This window comes from Bacillus sp. Medicinal_06 (genome assembly GCF_056711665.1).
This window is the reverse complement of the sequence record NZ_JBWYHD010000025.1, coordinates 1-25,274: the sequence shown is the minus strand read 5'-3', so window position 1 is coordinate 25,274 and position 25,274 is coordinate 1. Positions and strand designations below refer to the sequence as shown.

Below are 25,274 nucleotides of genomic sequence, written 5' to 3'. Positions count from 1 at the left end.
TATCTCTATAAATTAAAATTTTAGTCAGTAATAATTAACATATGTACTATGATACAGTTATTGAATTATGATTTAGTTTCTGTTCGAATGAAACGCCACACTAAAAATGCTGCTGTTAAATAAGCGATATTCATAGTTATGAATGTATTACTTGCACTATTATACCAGCCTCCTGATAAATGAATGATAACGCCCATAACTGCTACACCAACCAAAGCACCAATTTGTCGATTCGCATTTAATGTAGCTCCGGCCATATTTGCATGAGATGGCCCTGCTGCTTGCATAACCGTTGCAGTCATTGCAGGAACGGTTACACCTACTCCTAAATTGATTATTGAGAAAATTACTGCTAATAACCAATATGGCATAGATGGCGAAATGAAGATCACCAATAACAATGAGCCAATTCCTGCTGTAAATAAAGCCACGAGCATAGGTAGTCTTGAACCTAAACGGGTAGCTACTTTAGCAAATAAAAGGTTACCTACCACGAAAACCGCCATCATAGGTAATAACTGTAATCCTGCTATAAAAGGACTTGAACCACGAGCTTCTTGTAAGAATAGACTCAGCATAAAGACGCCACCAAAAAGAGAGAAGTTAAGCAAAAACCCTACCATATTTGCCGCAGAGAAAGGAGGATTCTTAAATAACTGGCTTGGAATTATTTGATTTTCTGTCTTACGTTCTCTTACAACAAAAAGAATTGCAGTTAAAAGTGCTATAATGACTGAACTAACAATTGGAAGAGAGAACCAACCCATTGAAGGACCTTCAATTAGGGTAAAACACAAACCAGCTAATGTAATAATGCCTAAAACATGACTAATAAGGTTTAGTTCACTCTGTACGGGAGGTGACTGAGAAATAATCTTGTAAGTAAAAAATAGGGCAATAATACCAATTGGAAGATTAATAATAAAGATACTCTGCCATCCAGCCAAATTTACTAGAACCCCACCAACAAAAGGACCTATGCCGGCAGATGTAGAGACTATGGCTGCCCAGATACCAAACATTTTGGCTCTTTGTTTCTCATCTGTATAAGAAAGTGCAAGTAGACTAAGAGAACTTGGCATAAATAATGCTGCTCCAGCACCTTGAAGAAGGCGAGCTGCTATAAGAATATTTGCGGTCTGTGCTGTAGCACATAATAGTGATGCAAATATAAAGAAACCTAAACCAAGTATATAAATATTTTTTGCACCATAGCGATTGGCTAGTGAACCTCCCGCAAGTAAAAAAGAAGCAAATGTTAGGATATAGCCATCTACAACCCACGTAATTCCAGTAAGATTAATTTCAAGAGAGCTTTGAATATCTGCAATTGCCACATTTACTACCGTTGTATCAAGGGTTGCCATTACGAATCCCATTGCCAGGATAACAAGTTTCCAAATGCTAGCGGATGGTTGCACTTCAACCTTAGATGCTTCCATGTTTATATTGTCAGCACGTTGTAATTTCATTTCTAATCAAACCCTCCATTCAGTTATAAAAATTTTATTACACAAGGTCAATTAAAGTGTAAGGAGAATAGAAATGGATTATGTATGTACATAACCCATTCTATTAAGAGATTTACACGATAAGGCAGTGATACATTTTGGAATTTTTAATTTAATATAACAATCCTAATGCTTAAAACATAAATTCAATAGGATTGTTATTCTTGCTTCGTTTGGATTGCATTAGAATTCACAATCCTTTAAAAGAAATTATGGTATACCTGTAGAAATAAGTGATAATTCGGTGTTATGAAAACTTTAGTTTATCAACGTCTTCTCATGTATCCACTCGTCTACTTTTTCTACATCATAAAATTCTTCGATCTGCTCCATTAATGTTGTTAATGTTTCTTCACTCATAGCTTGAGCCCACTTATCCTCTACTTTTTTCATAACCCTTGCTAAAACACAGTCTTCTTGAGGATGAGTTTCTTTTGAATCAAAAACAGACAGAGCCATGCCTTTTCCCTGAAAAAAAGCGCCTCTTCCTTCGACTGCTTGGAAAATATCATACAAAGTAATCTCTTTTGGAGATCTTGCTAATGAAAATCCTCCTTTCGTTCCTGTTATTGATTCTACTAACCCGGCCTGTACCAGTAATCTCATTAACTTCTTCAAATAAGATGGGGATACATCTAAACGTTCACTTATTGCTTCGGAAGTTAGAGTATTACGGTCAGGTACTCTTGTTAACAAAAGTAAAGTATAAACAGCTTGTTCCATTCCAGATTTTATGCGCATAAATTAACCATCCTTACAACAGAATCATTTATGGATAATTATTATCCATAAATGATTCTAATCCTAAAAAGGTATACAGTCAATTTATAAATGGGAATTTTAAGAATTTTTTTCCAAAAAATCAATCAATTAAACTTCAAAAAAAGGGTAATAAAGAAAGGGAATAGCTATTCTTATAACATCCTAGTGAGAATAATACTAAAAAATTCAAGTTATAAATGTTTTTTTTAAAGTTCTTTTATGTAGAATTCATGAGGAAATGCAAGTTTCAATAAGCTTTTTATTCTATCACATATGTATATATATCAAGGGTATATCCTACAAGCCTGTAAATTTCAAAAAAAATATTCGAAATTTATTGATGTATTATATTTTATTACCATATAACCCCATTAGGAGCTCAGTGGAAAAAACACCTGAGCCCCCTTATATCTCTCTTGCAATTGAAACATTGCGGAATAATGGCATTCATATTCCAGAGGAATATATTCAACACATCTCTCCATTAGGCTGGGAACATATTGCACTTACTGGTGATTATATTTGGAATTTAAATCAAAAAGTGAATTTTGAAAACTTACGTCCATTACGAAAAAATAGAATAAAGAAGAAATAAAAAACACAGGGAAAATCATTTTCCCTGTGTTTTTTATTTCTTAACAACATGTAAAAATATTCCTTAACGTACAATTTTCTTTTTTCGGTTGTGTAACCCCTATATCGTAGATTAAAAGAGGTTCTGTTGCAAAGATTTCTAAACTGAGATAACCTGTAGAAAAAGTGTGAGCAGGAGAATGATATATGGGGTATTTTAAAGGAAAACAGTTTAAAAAGGATATTATTTTGGTAGCCGTCGGCTACTATTGTCGTTTTTCTTTAAGTTATCGTGATGTATCTGAAATCTTGAAAGAGCGTGGTGTTTCGGTTCACCCAACAACCATCGTGCGCTGGGTTCATGAATATAGAAATCTTATCTATCAAATTTGGAAGAAGAAAAATAAAAACGTTCCATTATCTTGGAAACTAGATGAAACCTATATAAAAGTCAAAGGAAAATGGTGTTATTTATATCGTGCAATTGATAAAGATGGGCACACATTGGATATTCAACTTCGTAAAAAACGGGATCATCAGGCTGCCTATGCCTTTATGAAAAGATTAGTCAAAACGTTTAGAGAACCAGCGGTTCTCACTACAGACAAAGCACCAGCATTACTTTGCGCATTTAACAAATTAAGAGAACAAGGTTTTTATATACATACAACTCATTGTACAAGCAAGCATTTGAACAATCTCATTGAACAGGACCATAGGCATGTGAAGCGATGTTTTTCCAAATCCGCAGGATTTCAAAATCTTCGCCACACTTCCCGTACCTTGAAAGGCATCGAAACCATTCATGCTTTATATAAACGAAACCGAAGTCTTGGCTCAGATTTCGGTTTTTCGACATACAATGAATTACAGGAGCTACTAACAATCGCATAAAATATACAACTTTTTGTTGTCACCACTTAACCTTAACAAAACTTCGCAACAGAACCTCAAATTTTACACATATTCCATCTACCCATTCATCCTCCAAGAAAATATATAAATAAAAAAGATAAGACCAAGAACTCGGTCTTATCATTGACATAAGGAGAAACAAATAGGGTGATAACCATCACTTTTTTATCATATTACATTAACTGTTAATTTTGAATATTATAACTAAAAATAGTGGCAATATCCCTATTGAGAAATTTATTACTAATTTGTTTGTACAGTATCAAAAGGTACACCCTTTGGTTCGCTTTTTATTATTACGTGTTCAAAGATGTAGGGAGCATTTGATATGCCTATAAAAGTGTACCTTTATAAAGAGTTTTGAGTTGTAGGTTAGTAACTAGAAACGAAATCAATTTTTTATTGATTTATAATTTTAATTTTATTAAGGAATAAAAAGGCCCTATACTTCAATGAAGTATAGGGGGAGAGAGTACAATCAATCAGTTATTAGTTTCGAATAGATACTTAAATCGATGAATTTTCCATTTGATTTTTCACTTTTTCTTAAGGTTCCTTCTAATGTGAATTTTAATTTTTTTAACACGCTTATAGAATTTAGATTTGCAGGTTCAACCTTTGCTTCAATGCGGTTTAGCTTTAAATCAGTAAATGCATAGTCTAATAAAGCTGAGATTGCTTCAGGTGCATATCCTTTGCCCCAAAATGCTTTTGAAATATCATAACCAATCTCAGCTTTGGAGTTTTCAAAATCTAAGAAATTATAACCACATGAACCAATAATTTGATTAGATTTTGCTTCGATAATAGTAAATCGGAGTGCTTTATTACTTTGAGCCAGATCGTTTAGAAATTTAATCATGTCTTTTGCTTGATTCTCAGTAGTGAAATTAATAATATTCATAAATTTCGTAACATCTGGATCAGACCATATTTTAAATAAATTTAATGAATCGGATTCTTCTGTTTTTCTTAAATGTAATCTTTGTGTGTATAATTCTGTAATCAATACTTTTACCTCCATTATATTGGTGATGGGTAGATTAAAAATATTGATATCTGCGCATAATTCAGCCCTTTCTACTCTTAGTTATTTTTTATTATACATGAGAGAAATAGAGAGCGGGAATTATGTGATTTTTTATATCAACTTTGTTTCTTAATTGTTTCTTCCATGTAATAGCACAAGTGATTTTATTAAAATGAAAGGAGAAAAACTCTTGAATAGAAAGGATATTTAGTAAAAATTTATTCAAAGAGAAAATCTTTACCTTTACTTCAAATATCAGTACGTGATTGATATTAGTAATAATAGAATAGTTATTTAAACTTTAGGGGAGGAACAATAATATGGCAAAAGTTCTAATGTTTAATTTTCCAGGAGAAGGACATATTAATCCGACAATTGCACTTGTCGAAGAACTAATAAAAAGAGGTGAGGAAGTTATTTACTATTGCGTAGAAGAGTATAGAAGTAAAATAGAGAATACAGGAGCTTTGTTTCGACCATATGAAAATTTCATATCACAAATAGACATGGTAAAAAGAATGAGTGGGCAAATAGATTCTCAAGAACTATTGTTACACATAGTAAAATCCATGGATAAAATAATAGAGATAATTTTAGAGGAAGTAAAAGAAGAAGAATACGATTATGTTATATATGATAATAATTTTGCTGTTGGATGGATCATAGCAGAAGTATTACAATTACCTAAAATTTCTTCATGTACAACATTTTCCATTACTAAAAAGATAGCCTCTACTCTTATGAAAAATCATGGAGAAGAAAATAAAAAATCTCCTTTATATCAGGAAGTCATGTATATTTTGAAAAAATGGGAAGATATTTATGGCATTACCCTTAATGAAAAACAAAATGTGATGACATGCCCGGGGGATATTACAATTGTATATACATCAAAATTGTATCAACCAAATGTAGAGGAATTTGATGATTCTTATATATTTGTCGGGACTTCTATTGCACAGCGTAAAGATGTAAATTCTTTTTCCTTAGAACAGGAAAAGGGAAACAAGTTAATTTTTATTTCTATGGGAACAGTATTTAACCAGCAACCCGACTTTTATCACACATGTTTTGAAGCATTTCGAGATAGCCCGGTTACTGTCATATTAGCTGTAGGGGAACAAAATGATATTAGTCAATTAGAAAATATTCCTTCTAATTTTAATCTATATAATTACGTTCCTCAATTAGACATTCTACAACATACTGATCTATTTATTACACATGGGGGAATGAATAGTTCCAGTGAAAGCTTATATTTTGGTGTTCCTATGCTAGTTATTCCAGTAATGGGAGATCAGCCTATAGTTGCTCAAAGAATAGAAGAATTAGAAGCCGGAGTCCAGTTAAATCGTAATTTGCTTACTCCAGAAATATTACGTAATACAGCAATACATGTGTTATCAAATCATATTTATACAAAAAATAGCCATAGAATTGGGAAATCTTTAAAAAATGCTGGAGGATATAACAAGGCAGTCAATGAAATTGAAACCTTTAAATTTAAAATGGGTATTAAGTAAGGCAAAACTACTGTGACTTTAAAAGTGAACTATGAAAATGAGTTACATGGAGGGAACTAAAATGAAGAATTTAGAACAAAAATATCAAGAAACTAACTATCTACAATCTTATGAGAAAAGTCTAAAATTATGGCCAACTAGTTTTTCATCTTACTTTGTAGAAACATCTCAAGGGAAGACTCATATTATTGAAAGTGGTAATAAATTAGCACAACCTCTCGTATTACTTCATGGAGCAAAAATGAGTTCGACAATGTGGTATTCAAATATTTTACACTGGAGTAAACAATTTAGAGTAATGTGCATTGATATTTTAGGAGATAAAAATAAAAGTGTTCCAAAAAAAGGCTTTACAGATCGCTTAAGTTACGCACTATGGTTAAAAGAAGTATTACATACATTAGAAATTAATAGCACGAACATTGTAGGATTGTCATATGGTGCTTTGCATACTGTTAACTTCTTGACATTTTTTCCAGAGAAGGTAAAAAATGCTGTAATAATGAGTCCTGCAGCAACGTATATTCCTTTTTATCCTTTGTTTTTTTCCTATGCTTCAGGAATGATGAATAGTAGGGAAGGGGTCGAGAAATTTTTAGAGTGGATTTTTGATAATCGATACACTATTCATCCTTTTATTCAAGAACAATTGGTAGCAGGAATGATGTGGAATAATTCAGTGAAAAATGAAACTCCAACAGAACAGGGATTTCCTTATATTTTTACGAATCAAGAGTTAGCCGAAATTCAAACGCCTATGCTGTTAATGTTAGGAGAGAATGAAGTAATGTATAACCCAATAGAAGCTTTCAAATGTGCTGAAAATTCATCACCCAATCTAACTGTAGAATTGGTGAGGGATGTAGGCCATTTAATGTCCATGGAGAATCCTCTATATATAAATAATCGTGTATTGAAATTTTTTAACGAATAGGCATTTCTAGTATCACATTGCAGATGCTACATTAGCTGTTCCACTCATAGGGGTCACCATACATTGAAGTGACCCCAAAAAGTTAGACATCTTATTTTATTAGGCAGCCCCTTTGGTATGTGTTCGGTATTGCACCGGACTCATACCTTTTAATTTTGCCTTAATTCGTTTGTGATTATAATATTCTACATACTTAGCCAACTCTTTTTTAAAATGTTCTACACTTTCAAATTCTTGTAGATAAAGAAGTTCAGATTTCATGATGCCAAAGAAATTCTCAATCACTGCGTTGTCGTAACAATTCCCTTTCCGTGACATGCTTTGTGTAATGCCATGTTTTGTAAGGGAACAACGGTATTTCTCCATTTGATAATGCCAACCTTGATCAGAATGGATAAGGGGCCTATCGGCCTCTGTTAAACGTTCCAAAGCTTGATTTAACATGTTGGAAACCAGGGAATAGGTTGGTTTGGAAGAGATGGTATACGTTATAATTTCTCCATTAAATAAATCTAACATGGGTGACATATATAACTTTTCTCCAAGTATTTTAAACTCTGTGATATCCGTAACCCATTTTTCATTTGGTTTTTCCGCTTGAAAATTACGCTCTAAAATATTAGAAGCAACCTTGCCAACATTTCCTTTATAAGAGCGATATTTTTTCACGCGAACGAGACAGGATAATCTCAACTCTTTCATGATACGTTGTACCTTTTTATGATTGATCTGATACCCACGGTTCATAAGCTCATCACGAATACGTCGGTAACCATAACGTCCTTTATGTTCATTATAAATAGTTTGAATGAGTGTTTTTAGTTCGGCATCTTTGTCAGGGACATTCCATTTTTTTACCCAGTAGTAATATGTACTACGTGGAATGCAGGCAAATTTTAATACTGTCTGTATAGGAAATTCAGCCCTTAATTCAAAAATTATTTTTACTTTGTCTTGTTTTGTAATTGTTCCTTGTTTTGAACTAAGGCATTCAACTTTTTTAAATATGCATTCTCCATTCGTAAGCGTTCTACTTCTACTTGTAATTCTTCGATTGATCCTTTAATAGGTGTAGTAGATTTTTTTGTTTTCTTCACCATGTTTAAACGTCCCTCTTTCTTTGATATAAGGGCGTCTGTTCCTTGTGATGCGAATTGTTTTCTCCATTTACGAATTAAACCAGATGAAGGAATATTAAAAATTGCCGCTGCTTCATCCGATGACGTCCCTTGGTCATTCATATAGTTCAGTACGTCTAGTTTAAACTGTGCAGAGTAACTTGCATAGGATTTTATAAACGATACAATTCTTCAGCAAATAAAGATAACTCTTGTTTTGGATGTGTATTCATAAAAAGCACGTTATTCCTTCTCATTCATATAAGAGAAGGAATAACGTGCTTTTACCTTTAAAAATAGAGCCTAAATGCTTGAGTTGATGGATGTGGGGCAGTACCTCTATTCAACAATCGCGCCCGATTCTTGAACAGTTAAAATTTAAATAAATACAGACATTTTAACCGTTTTGAAGGTATGACCAAAGAAAGATTCACTAAATTCTTCAACATGAGTAAATCCCTGTTTCCGATAAAATAATTCCGCTTGATGATTACCTTTTTCGAGATAGACTACTAATTCATCGCCACTTTGTAATTCATTTATTATTTTTTTTAAAAGAGTGCTGCCTAATCCTTTTGACTGAAATTTAGGATGGACATATATGGAAGAAAGATCATTCTCTTTTTCACTTCGATATAAGTTAGCAAATGCAATAATTTCATTTTCTATTTCTCCTACAAAAAAAACTGTTGTTTCAAGTTTGTGAAGAAGCTGATCTATTGAATAAGCCGTTTTTATATACTTTTCTTGAACTGGAACAGGGATAAGATTTTTATAAGCCTTTTTCCATGATATTTGAGCAACTTGTTGAATTGCAGAAAAGTCAGCTTTCGTAGCCTTCCTTATACTAATACTCATAAATTATCACCTCGCACATAGCCCAGCAACTTCCTTAACTAACACTACTTCTATCTTCTTAAGAAAACCCCTTCTTCCACTATCTGGATCGTTTGTTGAACAAGGAACAATGTATACTTTATACATGCCAGATTAACATAACGTCTCAAAAAGCGGAAGTTAATTACTCACCGACATAAAACAGAATTTGTGCAATACCCGTAAAAAATTCTGGTTCTTGTATAGGAGAATCCTCTTCTATCTCTAAGTATGTTTTAAACCATTCTGATGTCTTCATTCTCCACCTTGCCACTTCCTTACCTCGATAATAAAATTTTGCCCAATCCATTGGTGCTTTCTTTACTGTGAGTTCACAAGAATCAGATTTAATAAGAAGCTCAGGGGATATAACTTGCCAACTTTCATATGTTATAGAATATGTTTTTGAGGTTTTATGGTCTATCAGTGAATATTGTGTTTTACCCCACCTTGGAATTTTCTTCACTTGGTAATGCAGCTGTCCATCATTTGTAAAAACATCAAATTGTACAAAATAATCTCCACTTAAGAAGAAAGAACGTTCAGGTTTAACTAGAAAAACAAAAAGAACTTGTAGAAATCACTACAAGTTCTTTTTGTTTTAATGAAAGCAAGGGTAATAAAACATATTTCAATAGACACAATCGGGAACTACTTAATGACTGTTGTGACAAGTTCATTATATAACAAATATTAACATTTGAAGATTTTAATTTTGAAATTTTTGTGAATTAAGAAAACAGAACAATTTATTGTGTTGAATTACTAGAAAATTCCATTTATACATTTCGCACAAATCACTTTAAATCAACGTCGATATCATAATAAATTAGTGAAAATATAGATATAGTTTGATAGAGAAGAATGTAGCATTCTTACAGATATACATATATTTATATTCGGAATAATTAACTATAATAAAAGGAATTTGTTGTTATGACTAAATATAATTCTTAAATATATGCAAATGGAGTTTTCTTATATTTTTTTACTTATATGATGAAGAAATTAGTTATGGGAAAATTAAACAAACGTTTGTTAAAATATTTTGGCTAGGAATCAACGCTTGGGATATGAGGATGAGTTACGGGGTTCAATTGTCCGCTTTGTTTAATTCCACGTTTATTATATAAATTTTATACAATAAAGAAAAAAGAACTCTTTTGACATGAGGGAATAGAGTTCTGGTGCAAAAACTTCAGGACAATTACAATAAATCTACAAACCCTGGACATACTGATACTACTAATTTAAAGAAGGTGCATGATTGGTATGGAAAAGGAAAATGTATTTAAATGGAAGCATTATCGGCCTGATATTATTTTGTTAACTATCTACCCTCTCACTGTTCACTGATTTGTCGAAATTTTTCGCAAATGAGATATTATTGATTTAGAAATTTATGCTAAGATATAAATGAATAAAGGGATTTGATAATTTTTCCTTTTATTTAATTTTTTTCAAATACAAAGGAGGGGACTAAAATGAAATTTGAAAAACCTGCAACGAAACAATCTCAAATTGCAGCCTGCGCCATTACTCCATTTAAAGCAAGAGTAGTAACTGCTTGCTGGAACCAATACCTATTAGCAGTTTAATGAAAATTAAAAAAGAGAATCTCCATGTTAATGGAAATTCTCTTTTTTATCAGACATTTGGAGGGATTACATGTATCCATATATTAATGATTACTGCAGGATCATCCAAAGTTATGATGGTGGGTCTGCAATACTGCTGCGTGACAATCAATTTATTAAACACGATTTTAATCGTACAGGGTATGAAATCATCGAATTATGTAATGGGGAAAAAACAGTTGATGAAATAATTGAGAACTTCAGATCTAAGTATTTGTTAGATGAAGAAGACACAAAGACAATAACCCAGTTTTTGAATGAATATAAACAGTATGGAGTCATTCAAATAGGTTCTGAAAAAAGAGAGCGACGTCCAAGGGTATATGGGAACCAGAATATTGTCACACCGATCTCCGTGTCCATGGAGCTAACGAATCAATGTCAACTCAATTGCATTCATTGTTTCAATTCCTCGGGAAGCGCAAAAAGCGAAGAAATGGGGATCAGAAAATTTATAGAACTGGCCAATGACTTTGTCAATTTGGGTGTAACTGGTTTCTTTATTACTGGTGGCGAACCTTTTTTAAAAAGGGATGTTAATGAACTAGTTGATTTTCTTGGAAAAAATGCGGTTACCGCAACATTCGCCTCTAATGCAGTTTCAATAAGTGAGAGGACGATGGACTTGTTAGAGAAATATCCGAATTTAGGAATACAAGTCAGTTTGGATGGATTAGAGGAAAATCATGATTTTATCAGAAATGTAAAAGGTGCGTTCCAAAAATCTGTGAACAATATTAAAAAAATGACACAAAGAGGCATTTCCGTTGCAGTTTCCTATACAATGAATGACTATAATACAAACGATTTACCTGCCTTAATAGAATTATGCAAAAATATTGGCTGTGAAGGCATAAACATCGGTTTAACCTCAAATTCCGGAAGGGCCAAGGAAAATCATGTTCCGACAGAGGTGGCAAATAATTTTGCCGAAATCCTTCAGTCATCCAATAAACAGTATAGTACGGAAGACTTTTTTGTTGGCTTGGACATTTGTGAGAAAAAAGTTAGCACCGTGATGGACCAAATTGAACATCCAAATAAATGCGGCGCCGGATATAATGCACTGCATGTCATGCCAAATGGAAATATTACTCCGTGTCCAGCCATTCCTGATATCGTGCTAGGAAATGTCTTGGAAAAGGAATTATTGGAGGTCTTGCATTTTGATAATATTAAGTATTCAATGTTGTTGCCTACTCCTGTGAAAAAATTATGCGGTTCCTGTGAATTATATGATCAATGCGGAAATTGTATCGCATCCATGCTCGACCAGCCCGAAGAGGTATGCCATGTGCAACGATATCTGCAAAAAGCTTGAGCGGAATTCCATGTTCAATGAGGCTTGCAATGCACCTGATCGCTTCCTGCTTTTTAGCCATTCACGGAATACAATTATGATTGATTCCAGCTTTATCAACCGTGACTTTTCTGATGAAGGGCAGTTCTCTTTGCAGATTTCCAATCAGAATAGGATTGAGAATTTTATTTATTCCTCGGATGTCTTGCTTGAATATTTATCCAAGGAATATCAATTGCCACAAAACATAATTCAACGATTGCATGAACAAATGAATTCAAACAGAGACTTGATTAAAAATGGAATCTTGCAGGATATACAGCAATGGATTCACTCAATTGATCAAATGTTTCATTGTGAAACAAAAATAGCGATTGAAACTGTCAGCAACAAAAAATCGTTATTTGATTCTGACTCCTTAGCTGGCTTGCAGGAGGAAGCATATTATATTATTTCCTATAATATTGATCAATTTGGCATCAATCTAATCAGTGATTTCCAAGTTATTGAAAGAATCAACAAAGATAGTATTCATGGCGTATTGGCGGCAATAAAGAATGAAATTAATTGGTTTCATTCTGCAAAGAAATCATTACCAAATGATCTAGATCCTTGTGAAGTGGTCTTTAACAGTTACTCATCAGGACTATTTTTCCACGAATTTTTAGGCCATTTTTTAGAGACTGATCATTTTTTCCGGTCCCCATTAAATAGGGGAAATGTACGGAAATTCAGCAAAGAACTTACAATACTTGAAAATTATAATACGTCGGAAACCTTTGATGATAATGGCGACCCCATCACAAAGAACATTTCATTGATTAGGAACGGTGAAATCCTTCATTTGCTTAGCAGCCGCTCGGATCAGCAACATTCTCATAATACCGGCAATGGGCGCAGAGAGAATCCCAAAATGCCGGTGATTACCAGGATGCGGTCCATGTTTATTCAACCCGGAAGGACTTCGGAAGAGAATCACATTAAAACTATTAACAAAGGAATCTATATACATAAAATCGGAATGGGTGAAGTCAACATTTTTACCGGTGATTTTTCTGTCGAAGTATCTCAAGCTAGTTTAATAGAATCAGGCAAGTTCACAGCGCCACTTGAACCGTTTTATTTGTATCTAGATGTCAGGCATTTTTTTGATAAAGAGATTGTCTTTTGCAGTAATAGTAATGAATATCATAGCCTCTGCGGTAAGAAAGGGGCGACCGTCAAAGTCAAATATATCTCTCCGTCTATCATTATTAAGGGGCTGGGCAATGCAATTCATTAATAAAGTGTTCACCATTTCATATCATAAGTTTTATAAAAGAGAATTTTGGGAAAGCCTTATGGAACATTCACCATTCGATAGGACGAATCCTTGTTGGCATATATGCGAGGAATTTGTTTCAACTTTCCATTCGATGATGTTAGGAAGAAACTTACAAGTGGATGACTATCAGGTTTCCTTTTCATTTAGCGAGGATGGACAATTGGACATGATCCAACTTTATTGTTTCCTTGTGGAAGAAGATGTTGAGATTAACAATGCAATTATTAAAAACGATAAACATGCCATCAAAAAGATTGAAGCTTTTCTAAATAGCTTGATGGAACGCAAAATAACCAAACAAACCTGCCAGCGAAACCATTATCGCTATTTATTGATTGAGCAAAGAGAATTAACAATCCTGCTAAATCTGTTTTATCAATATATCTGTGACAGTAAAATCGGGGTTACAAGGAAAAATGAAAATGATACGATTGAGTTTTTTGTTTATGATCATTTATCGGGTACTGAGAAGAAAGAGGAATTATTTTCAGCACAATTAATAGAGAGTTATCAACCCATGAGAAGCATAACAAGAATTGAAAGAGTTACTACGAATAGGATCATCAGAGAAGATGACCGCGATAAAATTCTAATACTGAAGGAAATCGTCAATTACTCAACCATTTTGAATTTCTATAACGGCCACCTCAATATAGTCGGGAAAGCTGTTCCCTATCAAGATGGTAACAGTAATCTAAAAACGCTGTTCTCGTTTCAATTCAATGATTTCATAGAAAATTATAAAATATTGGATGGTCATCAAGGATTCTTGTTGGAATTCTAATTCCAATGTTAGAATTAAATTATTATTTTTCGGGAAGTGAAGATATGATTCAATTAGATTCAATTTCAAAATCGTATGGGGATAAGAAGGTATTGAATGGAATTACCTTCGAATTCAGGCCGGGGAACATTTATGGATTAATTGGACGTAATGGAGCAGGCAAAACAACATTACTAAAAATCTTGATGAGGATCATTAGGAATCATGAGGGAAATGTTTTATTTCATGGCGATAATATTAACACTGTGGATACTCTTGATCTCCCCTTCGTCTTTATTGGTGATACGCCTGTTTTATACCAGGATCTAACTGCCCGTGAACAAATGCTTTTCATTTGTAAACTAAATAAACTATCAAAGGAGGATGCAATCGAAAAAATACAATACCTAGCAAAACAGCTAAAACTGGAAGAATATATGGATTATTATCCACGAAGTGTTTCAAGAGGAACCTTGCAGCGCATCAATATTGCCATTGGAATGCTGCGAGAGTCGAATGTCTTTTTCTTCGATGAACCATTCATCACCCTAGATCCAGTACAAGTTGATACTGTTGAACAGATGTTCCTGAATCACAAATCAGCAACCAGGATTCAAATCATTTCGAGCCATGATTTAGACAGTTTGGAAACCATTTGTGATAAATACTTGATTTTGAAGGATGGCCAATTATTGGAGTTTGAACCGGTAACCTTAGATCGAAAACAAATCACTAAATTGATAGGCGATAGCTATGATGTTTGATTCAGTCTATTATTTAAGCCTTAATAAAATAAGACAGTACATTCGGCTGATAAAAAAGAACAAATTTAATGCGTTCGTTTTTTTATTGTTGTTCGTATTTTTTCTCCCATTGTCCGTGGAGTTATTTCAAGCGCATGAAAATCTCGTTATGAAGTGGTTTCCAACTGCTTTGTTTGCTTACAGTTTGGCAAAGGTCTTCCAAAATAATCCTATTATGAATATCCCGTTCCAGATCTTTGAAATGAAGATTCTTTCTTTAAATCGCCTAAAACTGCACATTTTTCTTAAAACGGTTGCTTCTTCTCTCTTTATTGTAACAGTCTTGCTGATCTTGAAGGCAGATTTCACGCCTATTCTGTTTGTATCGCTTATCGCCAACAGCTTAGCCAACTATATTGGATTTATTAAATATCAGATTTCCTCAATTAAACTGTATTCCATCTTGTCCGTTTCTATACTGATCATTTTGCTCTCGGTGCAAGTTTCAAACAGTTGGCCATCAATCTTTCTCTTTCTGGCTATGGTGATCCATTTGATTCTCATCAAATCATTTAAATACGATTATTTATACTCTTATTACCGAGTCATGGGAACAATGTTTCAAGGATTAATCAATCAGGACTTTTTACAAATCGCATCAGCTCAAAACGAATTGCTAAAAAATAATAAGGTTTCCAAGCATAGGATTATGGAAAATTTTTATGATTCTATGTTTTTCACAGCAAAAGAAGTGACAAGGGCTCTGTTTAATCTTAAAGGTCTCCTAAATATTTGCATCTTCACTTTTATTATAGGGTTTATTTCTTATTTTTATATTGAGTCACAAATAGTGCACCTTGGTCTATTTATTACCGATTTAATTTTAATTGAGACCTTTCTTTCAAAACTAAATAAAACAGAATTTACGACCATCACAACGGGGTTTTATCTGCCGATTCATCTAGTCACAATCATTAAACAAAAATGGATGATACAGGCAATTATCGTTTTGCTTTCACTAATTACCGGATTTTTCATTTTTGGGAATATGAATCCGTTGGCCATGCTAATTGTGGTTCCTTTAATTCCATTACGAAATATCATTTTTAATTTTACAAACTCTAAGCCGGTAAAAATAGCAATGTATGTTTTGGGAGCAGCAATATTTGGCTCCTTGTATTTTTTCTAGAATAATTTCGTGCTGGGGAACTTCCGTTTGGTACACCTCCCAATTATAAATTCTATTGGAAGGTGAAGTTTTTTATAAGTGGGCTCACTACCTCCATCAACTTAAAAAGTTAAAATCACCCTAAAAAGAAAAAAGAGTCCGAAATTAATGAGGCCACTGAAAAACTTACGTTTTTCGGTTTACAAACCGGATGTAAAACAAGAAAGGCGACTTTTCATTCCATTTTGAATGAAAAGTCGCCTTTCTCTTTATTCTTTTTTACTTTGTTTCCTTCATCAAGGTTAGGATTCGTTTTAAATTGACAGCGAATATAGCCATTGCACCTTGCATTTGCATACCAATCAGACCCGAGGAAGATGCCACATCATACCCGTGTCTATGCTTAAGTTCACTATTTTTCGCCTCAATTTTATAACGCTCTTTCCCCTTTTCTTTAAAATATGCACTTTCTTGAAATGCTTGTTGTTTCTTATGTTCAGTGGATTTAATTGTCACAGAATACGTTTTACTTTTAGCGCCTTCTTTGTAACAACCACTTTTGAATGGACATACCTTACATTTTTCAATATCAAAATAATAGGTATGACTTTGACTATTGTTTGTTCCTTTTTTACCCGTACGTGCTCTAAGAATAGCCATATGCCCAGCTTTACAGACATACATACCCGCATCTTTATTAAACTCAAATTCATCTTCTTTTTTACGCGGTCCTTGTGTCACGATTGGGTTTAATTTCGATACTAATTGTAATTGATTTTGGTTGGCATATTGAATATTATTTTTCTCCGAATAAGCAGTATCTCCAATAACTGTATCAATTTCCATCCCTGTTTCACGACTTTTTTCAATCAATGTTTGAAGGTATTTTCCATCGCTTTTTTCACCCGTTGTAATCACCGCAGCTGTAATGATACGTTCTTCATTCATCGCAATATGTGTTTTATAACCAAAGAAAGAAGAGTCCGCTGTTTTATGTCCAATTCGTGCATCAGGATCTTGCGAAAATTGAAGGTGTTCTTGGTGATCTTCTACGATTTCTTTTAAATAATTAAGTTTTTCGGTTCTGTTGCAAAGATTTCTAAACTGAGATAACCTGTAGAAAAAGTGTGAGCAGGAGAATGATATATGGGGTATTTTAAAGGAAAACAGTTTAAAAAGGATATTATATTGGTAGCCGTCGGCTACTATTGTCGTTTTTCTTTAAGTTATCGTGATGTATCTGAAATCTTGAAAGAGCGTGGTGTTTCGGTTCATCCAACAACCATCATGCGCTGGGTTCATGAATATGGAAACCTTATCTATCAAATTTGGAAGAAGAAAAATAAAAACGTTTCATTATCTTGGAAACTAGATGAAACCTATATAAAAGTCAAAGGAAAATGGCGTTATTTATATCGTGCAATTGATAAAGACGGGCACACATTGGATATTCAACTTCGTAAAAAACGGGATCATCAGGCTGCCTATGCCTTTATGAAAAGATTGGTCAAAACGTTTGGAGAACCAGTAGTTCTCACTACAGACAAAGCACCAGCATTACTTTGCACATTTAACAAATTAAGAGAACAAGGTTTTTATATACATACAACTCATTGTACAATCAAGCATTTGAATAATCTCATTGAACAGGACCATTGGCATGTGAAGCGACGTTTTTCTAAATCCGGAGGATTTCAAAATCTTCGCCACGCTTCCCGTACCTTGAAAGGCATCGAAACCATTCATGCTTTATATAAACGAAACCGAAGTCTTGGCTCAGACTTCGGTTTTTCGACATACAATGAATTACAGGAGCTGCTAACAATCGTATAAAATGTACAACTTTTGTTGGCACCACTTAACCTTAACAAAACTTCGCAACAGAACCCTTTTTTCATTATCATTTTGAATTGATTCACCTTTATCATTACTTATTTTATTATTTGTAAATGTTGCTTGACATGGTTAAATGCTATAATAATAAATTGTGGATAAAGGATATGCCTTATATGTTTATAGAGGTGATGAATTATATGTTTATAGAGGTGATGAATTATGCTTAATAAGCCGAGTGATTATATTGAAGCTGGTTTGAAGCTGGAGTTGGAAGAAGATTTAAAATACTTATTCAATTCAACAGCTGATATAAAGATGGTACCAAAGGATACAATTGTTTTAAGGCAGGGGCAAAGAGTTTCTTCACTGTATTATATTCATAAAGGAATTATGAGAGGCTATTATATAGATGCTGCAGGGAATGATGTGACAAAATGTTTTGCAGCTGAAACGGAATTTGCCTGTGCAGAGGGTTTATTAAGAGTTGAAGAAGCTAGCTTTAATGTAGAAAGCCTGCAAGACAGCATTTGCGTAGTTATTCCGTATAATTCCATAGACCAAGGTATGAAGAAAACTAATCAAATGAAGGTTATATTCACTAATTATATTCAGAAGATTCTTGTTGGTATGCTAAATCGAGAACAGGCGTTACTTATGAAAGATGCACTGGAAAGATACATGGAGTTTAAAAGAGAGTATTCTTCTTTAGAAAGTAGAATAAATCAATCATATATTGCTTCTTATATTGGAATTAGAGCAAGCTCACTTAGTAGAATTAAGAGAAGTATGAAAATAGAATAAACGTTTTTAGGAAACATCAAATAAAAGTATTTGGTGTTTTTTTATTGCAATTTACATATGTCAATTACAACAGGCTATTATCGCATTATGATAACTGGTGTAATCACTGATTTAGGAGGATTTATTTATGAAGAAAATTTCCTTGGTAACAGGTGCAAATGGTCATTTGGGTAACAACTTGGTAAGGGAATTATTAAAAAGAGGAGAAACTGTTAGAGCAAGTGTACGAGATTTAAATGACAAAGAACCATTTATAGACCTTGATTGTGAGATCGTCTACGCCGATTTGAGGGATAAAGCCTCACTTCATAAAGCACTTGATGGAGTGAATACCTTATATCAAGTAGCTGCTGTATTTAAACATTGGGCACAAGATCCTGAAAAAGAGATAATTATTCCTAATGTTGAGGCAACTCAAAATATAATGGAGGCTGCTAAAGAAGCAAATGTAAGAAAAATAGTATATGTAAGCTCCGTAGCAGCATTGTCATTGGACAAGACAAACTTAAAGGGTAAAATTGATGAAACTACATGGCTTGAAAACAGTCATGGAAATGCATACTTTGATTCAAAAGCACGAGCTGAAAGAACAGCTTGGGAGCTGGCAGAAAAATATGATTTGAATATGGTTAGCGTTCTTCCTGGTGCAATGATTGGTGGAGAGTTTTTAAAGAAAACTCCAACCATACTGGCCTTCGATAGTATTCTTTTAGGAAAGATGAAAGTTAACTATATAAGTGAAATGACGCCAATAGATGTAACTGATGTTGTGAAAGGTATGATTGCTGCAGCGGAAAAAGGTGTAAGGGGTACAAGATATATCTTGGCTAATGAAGAGCCTGTAACTTCAGATGATATCATTAAAATTGCAAAAAAATTTATTCCTAATCTTGAGATACCACAAAAATATACTAAAGAACAGTTGTTAAATTTAGCTGATAAACTTGAATTTGAAGCAAAGGAAAAGAATACTCAGCCATCACTACTTAGAAGTCAAGTAGAATTATATTATGGTGGAATAAATAGACACTATGACCTTACCACATCAAGACAGGATTTGAATTTTAATCCTAAGTTGGGTGAAGTGGCATTAGAAGAGTATTTTAAACGGTTTTTTGCTAGCCTAAGAAAAAAATCCTTATAGGGGTAGCATCCATGCCCATCAACTTAAGAAATGCATTGTTCCCCAAAACGAAAAAAATGAGCTAAATTCTTATAAATAACTGCAAAATAATAAAATTTTTGTTTTGGGGACACTTCAAAGTACTAGATTGATGACAACGTGGCGGGGCTCCTAAAATAAGATTATAATTAACATTGCTTTTAACAATGTGACAATGATTATTGTCAGACTTCCATTTCGGTTGCGATCTATTTTGTTATTTAAGGCGTTAAAAGAAAACTTCAGAACAAATAGGTAATTTATGTTGAAATATAAAGAAAAATGATAAATATTATTAATTGTAAAAAGGACAAGATTGTAAAATAAGAATTTAATTCGGAAGGATTGAGTTTACTTATATATTCTTAGGAGTGATGGAATGGATAATCCTTATAAAATAGCTTTAATTGGTGGCACTGGTAAGGTAGGACGTTATATAGCTTCAGAATTGTTAAAAAATGGCTACCAAGTTCGTATGCTTGTTCGGAATCCTAAAAATTTAAAATATAACGATGATAAAGTTGAGATTGTAACAGGTACTGCGGAGAATGTAGATGCAATAAGACAACTACTCGAAGGTTGTCTTATTGTTATAAATTGCTTTGGTCAACCTATGAGAGATACACCTATATATAGCAAAGTTACCAGAGATATACTTGAAGTAATGAAAGAAAAGGATATTAAGAGATATATTGGAGTTACAGGAGCTTCTCTTAATATTATAGGAGATAAAAAAAGTCTTTTAAATAAGATTGGAGCAAAAATGTTTGAAGTGCTCTTTTCCAAAATGATGAAAGATAAAAGAGAAGAGCTGAATATTCTTTTGAAAAATAAAGACCTTGATTGGACGCTAATAAGACTACCTTTTGTAAAAGAGGGTGTTGAAGTTAGAGCAGTCAAAGAAAGTCTTACCGATATGCCTGGGACAATGATTTCAAATAAAGAAATAGCAAATTTTATAATTAGCCAGATTGATAATAAAGAGTATATTCATAAAACACCTTTTATTGCGATTTAATAGGACTCACCATACATACCCATCAACTTAAGAAATTAATTGTTCCCCAAAACGCAAAAAATGAGTTAAATTCCCTTAACTAGCAATATAGAGATAAGGTTAAGTTTTAGGATACCTCAAAAGATTAGGTTGATAAGCATATGGGTTCTGTTGCGAAGTTTTGAGAACTCATAAAAATGTAGAATTAAAATACAATTATTTAGAATAAACATTGGATACTATTCAAAAGAATGTATGATATATTCACTATTTTGCGATGTTTTTAAAGTTTGCAACAGAACTGTCATTTGCATGACATTTGTCATGTTTTGTTTATGACACATATGTCTACAAGACTTCAATCCTTTCCTCTATAATTTGAAATAACCAAAAGGGAAGGAAGGGGTACAGCTAAGATACATGTAATTTTAGGTCATAGTCTGTATTTTATTTCCAAATGAAGTTTATTGAACTTATAACTAGGTATCAATTCATTTATTTGCAATGAAAAATCTGCCTTTGTCTACTATTAATCATCCATTGATTAGTTACTGAAAACATTTCGTTTCGATTGTATGATTAGGGTATATGATAATAAGTTAACAAATAAAAGATTTGACATAGGAGGATTTTTATAAAAAATAATAAACGAAAAATCCGATTCAAAATCCATTTGGAAATAACGGTAAGGCTATAACCTAAAATTACACATATCTCGGTTATACCCTAAGGAACATAAAAGATGACGATACAAAAACAGAAAAATTTAAGGAAACAAGTAGCACCTTACGAAAAGGCTAATACATGGCATAGTGTAAGACAACTCGTTAACACTTTAATGCCTTTTTTCATGTTATGGTTTTTTGCTTACCAAAGTCTATCAATTTCATATGTACTTACGTTAGCTTTGTCGGTAGTTGCGGCGGGATTTCTCATACGGGTGTTTATTATTTTTCATGACTGCTGTCACTACTCTTTCTTTAAGAATCGAACTGCTAATGAAGTAATTGGAAGCATAACAGGTATTTTAACATTATTTCCATATAAACAATGGCAACATAGTCATTCTATTCATCATGCAACGAGCAGTAATTTGGATAAGCGAGGAGTAGGAGATATATGGGTGTTGACAGTAGGGGAATATGGGGCAGCATCGTTTTGGACCCGGGTAGCATATCGGTTGTATCGCAATCCATTTGTCATGTTTGGATTAGGATCGATTTATGTGTTTCTCATTTCAAATCGTTTTAACCGAAAAGGTGCTAGATGGAAGGAGCGTATCAACACCTATGTCATAAACCTAGCAATTGTTGCTTTGGTAGCTGGACTTTGTTTGGCTCTAGGATGGCAGTCTTTCCTTTTAGTACAAGGTCCAATTTTTTTAATTTCAGGATCTATGGGAATATGGCTATTTTATGTACAGCATACATTTGAGGATTCATATTTTGAAGAAGATGAGGAATGGGAATACGTAAAAGCGGCGGTGGAAGGAAGCTCTTTCTATAAGCTTCCGAAGCTCTTACAATGGCTCACAGGAAATATCGGTTTTCATCATGTTCATCATTTAAGTCCAAGAGTCCCGAATTATAAGCTTGAGACTGTGCACAATAATACGCAGCAGTTACAAAATGTACCGACGATAACTTTAACTACTAGTTTACAGTCTTTAAAATTCCGTTTATGGGATGAACAGAACAAAAAATTTGTAGGGTTTAAAGGCAGCAAAGTTCCATCAAGATCAAAGAGTGTCTTAGTTCAGCCCAAACCTAAGTTATAGAAATGTTAAAGTCTATGGAACACACTATCCAGATAAGAGGCCATAACCGGGTCTCTTGTTTTGTTCTGTAAGAAAGCATAAATTTCTAACTGGGGGACTGTTCGACGTAACGAGAAATTTTAGGAATAAAGTGTAAGTATAACTTCTCGAGGTATTGTTTAGCTCCCACGGTCTGCTCCAGTCACCTTTGATACAAAAGGCAAAAAGCGCCTTTTGTATCAAAGACCACAACGAAAGCTTCCATGAATAGATATCGCTCGAACCGCACATTTTATTGTGCGCGGGTTGTTCTTCTACAGGAGCAAGGATGGAAGGTGTTCGCTTTTCTTATTAGAGAAGTGAGTGGTAGGGGTATATATGGATAGAAAGTGGTAAAATAAATTAGGAAGTTAGACTTACGTAACATCTTTAAAATCAAAAAAGAGGTTTCATTCATGATTAAAAAATATTTGACATTCCAAAAGAATAATGGAATTTCTCCTTATTTTTGGACGATTCTTTGTATACTACCTTTTTACTTTATTTTTCAATTATCCTCTATGGTTAAAATTATTGTAGGGATTTTCCTTACAATTTTATTTTTTATTTTTTACCGTATTGCCTTTGTCTCAAAGGGCTGGCCTGTTTATTTGTGGACACTCATCCTAATCGGAATCTCAATTACATCAACAAGTCTTTTCAGCTATGTATATTTTGCTTTTTTTCTAGCATACTTTATAGGCAATATCACAGATCGTATCACATTTCTCACATTATATTTTATTCATTTAATCAGTACGTCCGTCTCTATCAATTACAGCATTATAATGCATGATGAGCTTTTTTTAGAGCAACTGCCTTTTGTAATTATCATTTGGATTAGCGTTATCCTCCTTCCATTCAACATTTACAATAAAAAGGAAAGAGGACAACTAGAAGAAAAGCTGGAGGATGCCAACAAGAGAATCGCTGAGCTTGTCAAATTGGAGGAAAGGCAGCGGATTTCCCGAGATCTGCATGATATACTAGGACAAAAGCTTTCTCTAATTGGCCTAAAGAGTGATTTAGCAAGAAAGTTAATTTATACAGATCCTTATCAAGTACACAGTGAATTAAAGGACGTTCAGCAAACAGCCAGAACTGCATTAAGTGAGGTGAGAAAGTTGGTGTCTTCCATGCGTGGGATTAGATTAAATGAGGAGATTTCTCGTGTAAAGCAAATTATCGAAGCAGCACAAATCCATTTTGTATTTGACCAGAAAGTCCAATTAACTAATGTTTCCCTACTAACTGAGAACATTCTCAGTATGTGCTTGAAGGAGGCAGTAACTAATGTAGTAAAGCATAGTAAGGCCACTTCCTGTTACATTTCGATTGAACAATCGTGGAAGGAAATTGTGATTACTATACAAGATGACGGAACTTTTAAGAATGAGGAAGAGTCTACAGCTAAAAGTCACGGATTAATAGGAATGAAGGAACGTTTGGAATTCATAAATGGCGATTTAGAAATGAGAACAGATGACGGAACAACTTTAATCATAAGAGTACCAAATGATGTCAAGCAGACAGATAAGGAGAAACTTAAATGATTACAATTATGATTGCAGAAGACCAGAAGATGCTGTTGGGAGCCTTTGGTTCACTATTAAATTTAGAGGAGGATATGACGGTAGTAGGACAGGCTTCTAATGGAGAGGAAGCGGTAGCTTTAGTGCGGAAATTGCAGCCTGATGTTTGTATTATGGATATTGAAATGCCTGGAAAGAGTGGGCTCGATGCTGCTGAAGAGATTAAGGGTTTAGGTTGTAAAGTTATTATCTTAACAACCTTTGCTCGTTCCGGTTATTTTCAACGCGCTTTAAAGGCTGGTGTAAGTGGTTATTTATTGAAGGATAGCCCTAGTGAAGATCTGGTAAGCTCTATACGTGGGGTAATGACAGGAAAAAGAATATATGCACCTGAACTCATGGAAAGTGTTTACGGCGAGGAGAATCCCCTTACTGACCGGGAAAAAGAAGTATTAGGGCTCGTAGCTCATGGGAAAAACACAAAAGAAATTGCTGCTGAACTTAGTATAAAAACAGGAACAGTTCGGAATTATATTTCTCAAATAATGGATAAATTAGAAGTTAAAAATCGTATAGAAGCGATTGTCCAGTCAAAAGAAAAAGGCTGGTTTAAGTAGTGTGAAACAGAGATATTATGGGTGGTTCTGTTGCAAAGTTTCCGAAGACATAAAGAGATGGAGAATATTGTGGACCAGTTTTATGAAACTATTAATAATTCATGTAATGCGTTATACGTCGAAAAAACGAAGTTTGGTTGTGAACTGCACCCCAATTGTTGGACACTAACTAACAATTGGAGGTTGGACTTGTCAACATTTACTGGACACTAAGTTAGGTGAATATTATGGGTTCTGTTGCAAAGTTTGAAAAAAGCATAAACAGGTTGGTAAATGAGGAACAATGTTTAGGAAGTAGCTAGTAATTGTTGAAGTTCATTGTACGTTGAAAAGGCGGAGTCTCTTTGAAGACTTCGC

General features: G+C 33.7%; 19 protein-coding genes and 4 pseudogenes. 16 read left to right on the top strand and 7 right to left on the bottom strand.

Features of this window, described 5'->3' with window-relative positions:
* Positions 1 to 65: 65 nt before the first annotated feature.
* Complete coding sequence (locus AC1M36_RS27095; protein ID WP_479846454.1) at positions 66 to 1,448, bottom strand: MFS transporter; 1,383 nt, start codon at positions 1,446 to 1,448, stop codon at positions 66 to 68.
* A gap of 321 nt (positions 1,449 to 1,769) precedes the next feature.
* A complete protein-coding gene (locus AC1M36_RS27090) occupies positions 1,770 to 2,252 on the bottom strand; it encodes an Rrf2 family transcriptional regulator (protein ID WP_479846451.1) in 483 nt (160 codons plus the stop codon).
* A gap of 427 nt (positions 2,253 to 2,679) precedes the next feature.
* Here AC1M36_RS27090 and AC1M36_RS27085 point away from each other — a divergent pair.
* Positions 2,680 to 2,868 (top strand): annotated as a pseudogene (locus tag AC1M36_RS27085) (Tn3 family transposase); the annotation flags it as partial.
* 185 nt (positions 2,869 to 3,053) lie between these two features.
* The gene (locus AC1M36_RS27080) at positions 3,054 to 3,740 is read left to right on the top strand and encodes an IS6 family transposase (RefSeq protein ID WP_336454257.1); all 687 of its coding nucleotides are present in this window, start codon (positions 3,054 to 3,056) and stop codon (positions 3,738 to 3,740) included.
* Between the two features lie 499 nt (positions 3,741 to 4,239).
* Here the strand turns inward: AC1M36_RS27080 and AC1M36_RS27075 are convergent, their stop codons facing one another.
* Complete coding sequence (locus tag AC1M36_RS27075; RefSeq protein WP_336454256.1) at positions 4,240 to 4,770, bottom strand: GNAT family N-acetyltransferase; 531 nt, start codon at positions 4,768 to 4,770, stop codon at positions 4,240 to 4,242.
* A gap of 341 nt (positions 4,771 to 5,111) precedes the next feature.
* Here AC1M36_RS27075 and AC1M36_RS27070 point away from each other — a divergent pair, with 341 nt between their 5' ends.
* Both AC1M36_RS27070 and AC1M36_RS27065 read left to right on the top strand, forming a co-directional pair.
* Positions 5,112 to 6,314 carry a macrolide family glycosyltransferase gene (locus AC1M36_RS27070; RefSeq protein WP_336454255.1) on the top strand — a complete coding sequence of 401 codons (1,203 nt, stop codon included), beginning with the start codon at positions 5,112 to 5,114 and terminating at the stop codon, positions 6,312 to 6,314.
* Between the two features lie 61 nt (positions 6,315 to 6,375).
* Positions 6,376 to 7,248 (top strand): alpha/beta fold hydrolase, encoded by an 873-nt coding sequence (locus tag AC1M36_RS27065; protein ID WP_336454254.1) that lies wholly within the window; start codon positions 6,376 to 6,378, stop codon positions 7,246 to 7,248.
* A gap of 99 nt (positions 7,249 to 7,347) precedes the next feature.
* Here AC1M36_RS27065 and AC1M36_RS27060 read toward each other — a convergent pair.
* The 3 genes and pseudogenes from AC1M36_RS27060 to AC1M36_RS27050 all read right to left on the bottom strand — a co-directional run.
* Positions 7,348 to 8,549: pseudogene (locus tag AC1M36_RS27060) on the bottom strand (IS3 family transposase); the annotation flags it as partial.
* Positions 8,550 to 8,744: 195 nt separating this feature from the next.
* Positions 8,745 to 9,224 carry a GNAT family N-acetyltransferase gene (locus AC1M36_RS27055; protein ID WP_017154503.1) on the bottom strand — a complete coding sequence of 160 codons (480 nt, stop codon included), beginning with the start codon at positions 9,222 to 9,224 and terminating at the stop codon, positions 8,745 to 8,747.
* Between the two features lie 163 nt (positions 9,225 to 9,387).
* Positions 9,388 to 9,762 (bottom strand): annotated as a pseudogene (locus tag AC1M36_RS27050) (tubby C-terminal domain-like protein); the annotation flags it as partial.
* Positions 9,763 to 10,910: 1,148 nt separating this feature from the next.
* Between AC1M36_RS27050 and AC1M36_RS27045 the strand changes: the two are divergent.
* The 5 genes from AC1M36_RS27045 to AC1M36_RS27025 all read left to right on the top strand — a co-directional run bounded on the left by AC1M36_RS27045 (position 10,911) and on the right by AC1M36_RS27025 (position 16,198).
* A complete protein-coding gene (locus AC1M36_RS27045; RefSeq protein WP_479846450.1) occupies positions 10,911 to 12,200 on the top strand; it encodes a PqqD family peptide modification chaperone in 1,290 nt (429 codons plus the stop codon).
* Entirely contained in the window at positions 12,172 to 13,461 is a 1,290-nt protein-coding gene (locus tag AC1M36_RS27040) for a metallopeptidase TldD-related protein (protein WP_336454251.1), read from the top strand. The genes AC1M36_RS27045 and AC1M36_RS27040 overlap by 29 nt, the downstream gene beginning before the upstream one ends.
* Positions 13,448 to 14,287 (top strand): hypothetical protein, encoded by an 840-nt coding sequence (locus tag AC1M36_RS27035; protein ID WP_336454250.1) that lies wholly within the window; start codon positions 13,448 to 13,450, stop codon positions 14,285 to 14,287. The genes AC1M36_RS27040 and AC1M36_RS27035 overlap by 14 nt, the downstream gene beginning before the upstream one ends.
* Positions 14,288 to 14,331: 44 nt before the next feature.
* Positions 14,332 to 15,030 (top strand): ABC transporter ATP-binding protein, encoded by a 699-nt coding sequence (locus AC1M36_RS27030; RefSeq protein ID WP_336454249.1) that lies wholly within the window; start codon positions 14,332 to 14,334, stop codon positions 15,028 to 15,030.
* Positions 15,031 to 15,178: 148 nt separating this feature from the next.
* Positions 15,179 to 16,198, top strand: coding sequence for a hypothetical protein (locus AC1M36_RS27025; protein WP_336454248.1), 1,020 nt, complete (start codon positions 15,179 to 15,181; stop codon positions 16,196 to 16,198).
* Positions 16,199 to 16,456: 258 nt separating this feature from the next.
* On the opposite strand, the pseudogene AC1M36_RS27020 reads toward AC1M36_RS27025, so the two are convergent.
* Positions 16,457 to 17,266: pseudogene (locus AC1M36_RS27020) on the bottom strand (transposase); the annotation flags it as partial.
* Between the two features lie 57 nt (positions 17,267 to 17,323).
* Here AC1M36_RS27020 and AC1M36_RS27015 point away from each other — a divergent pair.
* From AC1M36_RS27015 to AC1M36_RS26985, 7 genes are all read left to right on the top strand, one after another.
* Positions 17,324 to 18,010 (top strand): IS6 family transposase, encoded by a 687-nt coding sequence (locus AC1M36_RS27015; protein ID WP_479846449.1) that lies wholly within the window; start codon positions 17,324 to 17,326, stop codon positions 18,008 to 18,010.
* 222 nt (positions 18,011 to 18,232) lie between these two features.
* Positions 18,233 to 18,814 (top strand): Crp/Fnr family transcriptional regulator, encoded by a 582-nt coding sequence (locus tag AC1M36_RS27010; protein ID WP_241819317.1) that lies wholly within the window; start codon positions 18,233 to 18,235, stop codon positions 18,812 to 18,814.
* 127 nt (positions 18,815 to 18,941) lie between these two features.
* A complete protein-coding gene (locus tag AC1M36_RS27005; RefSeq protein ID WP_241819316.1) occupies positions 18,942 to 19,958 on the top strand; it encodes an NAD-dependent epimerase/dehydratase family protein in 1,017 nt (338 codons plus the stop codon).
* A 397-nt stretch (positions 19,959 to 20,355) separates the two neighbouring features.
* On the top strand, positions 20,356 to 20,994 hold the full coding sequence (locus tag AC1M36_RS27000) for an NAD(P)-dependent oxidoreductase (RefSeq protein ID WP_479846448.1): 639 nt from the start codon (positions 20,356 to 20,358) through the stop codon (positions 20,992 to 20,994).
* Positions 20,995 to 21,715: 721 nt separating this feature from the next.
* Positions 21,716 to 22,750, top strand: a complete 1,035-nt coding sequence (gene desA / locus AC1M36_RS26995) for a Delta(5) desaturase DesA (RefSeq protein ID WP_336454244.1) — start codon at positions 21,716 to 21,718, stop codon at positions 22,748 to 22,750.
* Between the two features lie 434 nt (positions 22,751 to 23,184).
* Positions 23,185 to 24,321 carry a sensor histidine kinase gene (locus tag AC1M36_RS26990; RefSeq protein WP_336454243.1) on the top strand — a complete coding sequence of 379 codons (1,137 nt, stop codon included), beginning with the start codon at positions 23,185 to 23,187 and terminating at the stop codon, positions 24,319 to 24,321.
* Complete coding sequence (locus AC1M36_RS26985) at positions 24,318 to 24,917, top strand: response regulator transcription factor (RefSeq protein ID WP_336454242.1); 600 nt, start codon at positions 24,318 to 24,320, stop codon at positions 24,915 to 24,917. Before AC1M36_RS26990 ends, AC1M36_RS26985 begins: the two co-directional genes overlap by 4 nt.
* Positions 24,918 to 25,274: the final 357 nt, after the last annotated feature.

What these genes read in the sequence shown, in the direction of transcription:
- AC1M36_RS27045 (WP_479846450.1), top strand. Translation starts at nt 10,911, where the DNA reads ATGTATCCATATATTAATGATTACTGCAGGATCATCCAAAGTTATGAT.
- AC1M36_RS27015 (WP_479846449.1), top strand. Translation starts at nt 17,324, where the DNA reads ATGGGGTATTTTAAAGGAAAACAGTTTAAAAAGGATATTATATTGGTA.
- AC1M36_RS26985 (WP_336454242.1), top strand. Translation starts at nt 24,318, where the DNA reads ATGATTACAATTATGATTGCAGAAGACCAGAAGATGCTGTTGGGAGCC.
- AC1M36_RS26990 (WP_336454243.1), top strand. Translation starts at nt 23,185, where the DNA reads ATGATTAAAAAATATTTGACATTCCAAAAGAATAATGGAATTTCTCCT.
- AC1M36_RS27040 (WP_336454251.1), top strand. Translation starts at nt 12,172, where the DNA reads ATGTGCAACGATATCTGCAAAAAGCTTGAGCGGAATTCCATGTTCAAT.
- AC1M36_RS27070 (WP_336454255.1), top strand. Translation starts at nt 5,112, where the DNA reads ATGGCAAAAGTTCTAATGTTTAATTTTCCAGGAGAAGGACATATTAAT.
- AC1M36_RS27090 (WP_479846451.1), bottom strand. Translation starts at nt 2,252, where the DNA reads ATGCGCATAAAATCTGGAATGGAACAAGCTGTTTATACTTTACTTTTG.
- AC1M36_RS27005 (WP_241819316.1), top strand. Translation starts at nt 18,942, where the DNA reads ATGAAGAAAATTTCCTTGGTAACAGGTGCAAATGGTCATTTGGGTAAC.
- AC1M36_RS27010 (WP_241819317.1), top strand. Translation starts at nt 18,233, where the DNA reads ATGCTTAATAAGCCGAGTGATTATATTGAAGCTGGTTTGAAGCTGGAG.
- AC1M36_RS27000 (WP_479846448.1), top strand. Translation starts at nt 20,356, where the DNA reads ATGGATAATCCTTATAAAATAGCTTTAATTGGTGGCACTGGTAAGGTA.
- AC1M36_RS27035 (WP_336454250.1), top strand. Translation starts at nt 13,448, where the DNA reads ATGCAATTCATTAATAAAGTGTTCACCATTTCATATCATAAGTTTTAT.
- desA (WP_336454244.1), top strand. Translation starts at nt 21,716, where the DNA reads ATGACGATACAAAAACAGAAAAATTTAAGGAAACAAGTAGCACCTTAC.
- AC1M36_RS27030 (WP_336454249.1), top strand. Translation starts at nt 14,332, where the DNA reads ATGATTCAATTAGATTCAATTTCAAAATCGTATGGGGATAAGAAGGTA.
- AC1M36_RS27025 (WP_336454248.1), top strand. Translation starts at nt 15,179, where the DNA reads ATGAAGTGGTTTCCAACTGCTTTGTTTGCTTACAGTTTGGCAAAGGTC.
- AC1M36_RS27065 (WP_336454254.1), top strand. Translation starts at nt 6,376, where the DNA reads ATGAAGAATTTAGAACAAAAATATCAAGAAACTAACTATCTACAATCT.
- AC1M36_RS27080 (WP_336454257.1), top strand. Translation starts at nt 3,054, where the DNA reads ATGGGGTATTTTAAAGGAAAACAGTTTAAAAAGGATATTATTTTGGTA.
- AC1M36_RS27055 (WP_017154503.1), bottom strand. Translation starts at nt 9,224, where the DNA reads ATGAGTATTAGTATAAGGAAGGCTACGAAAGCTGACTTTTCTGCAATT.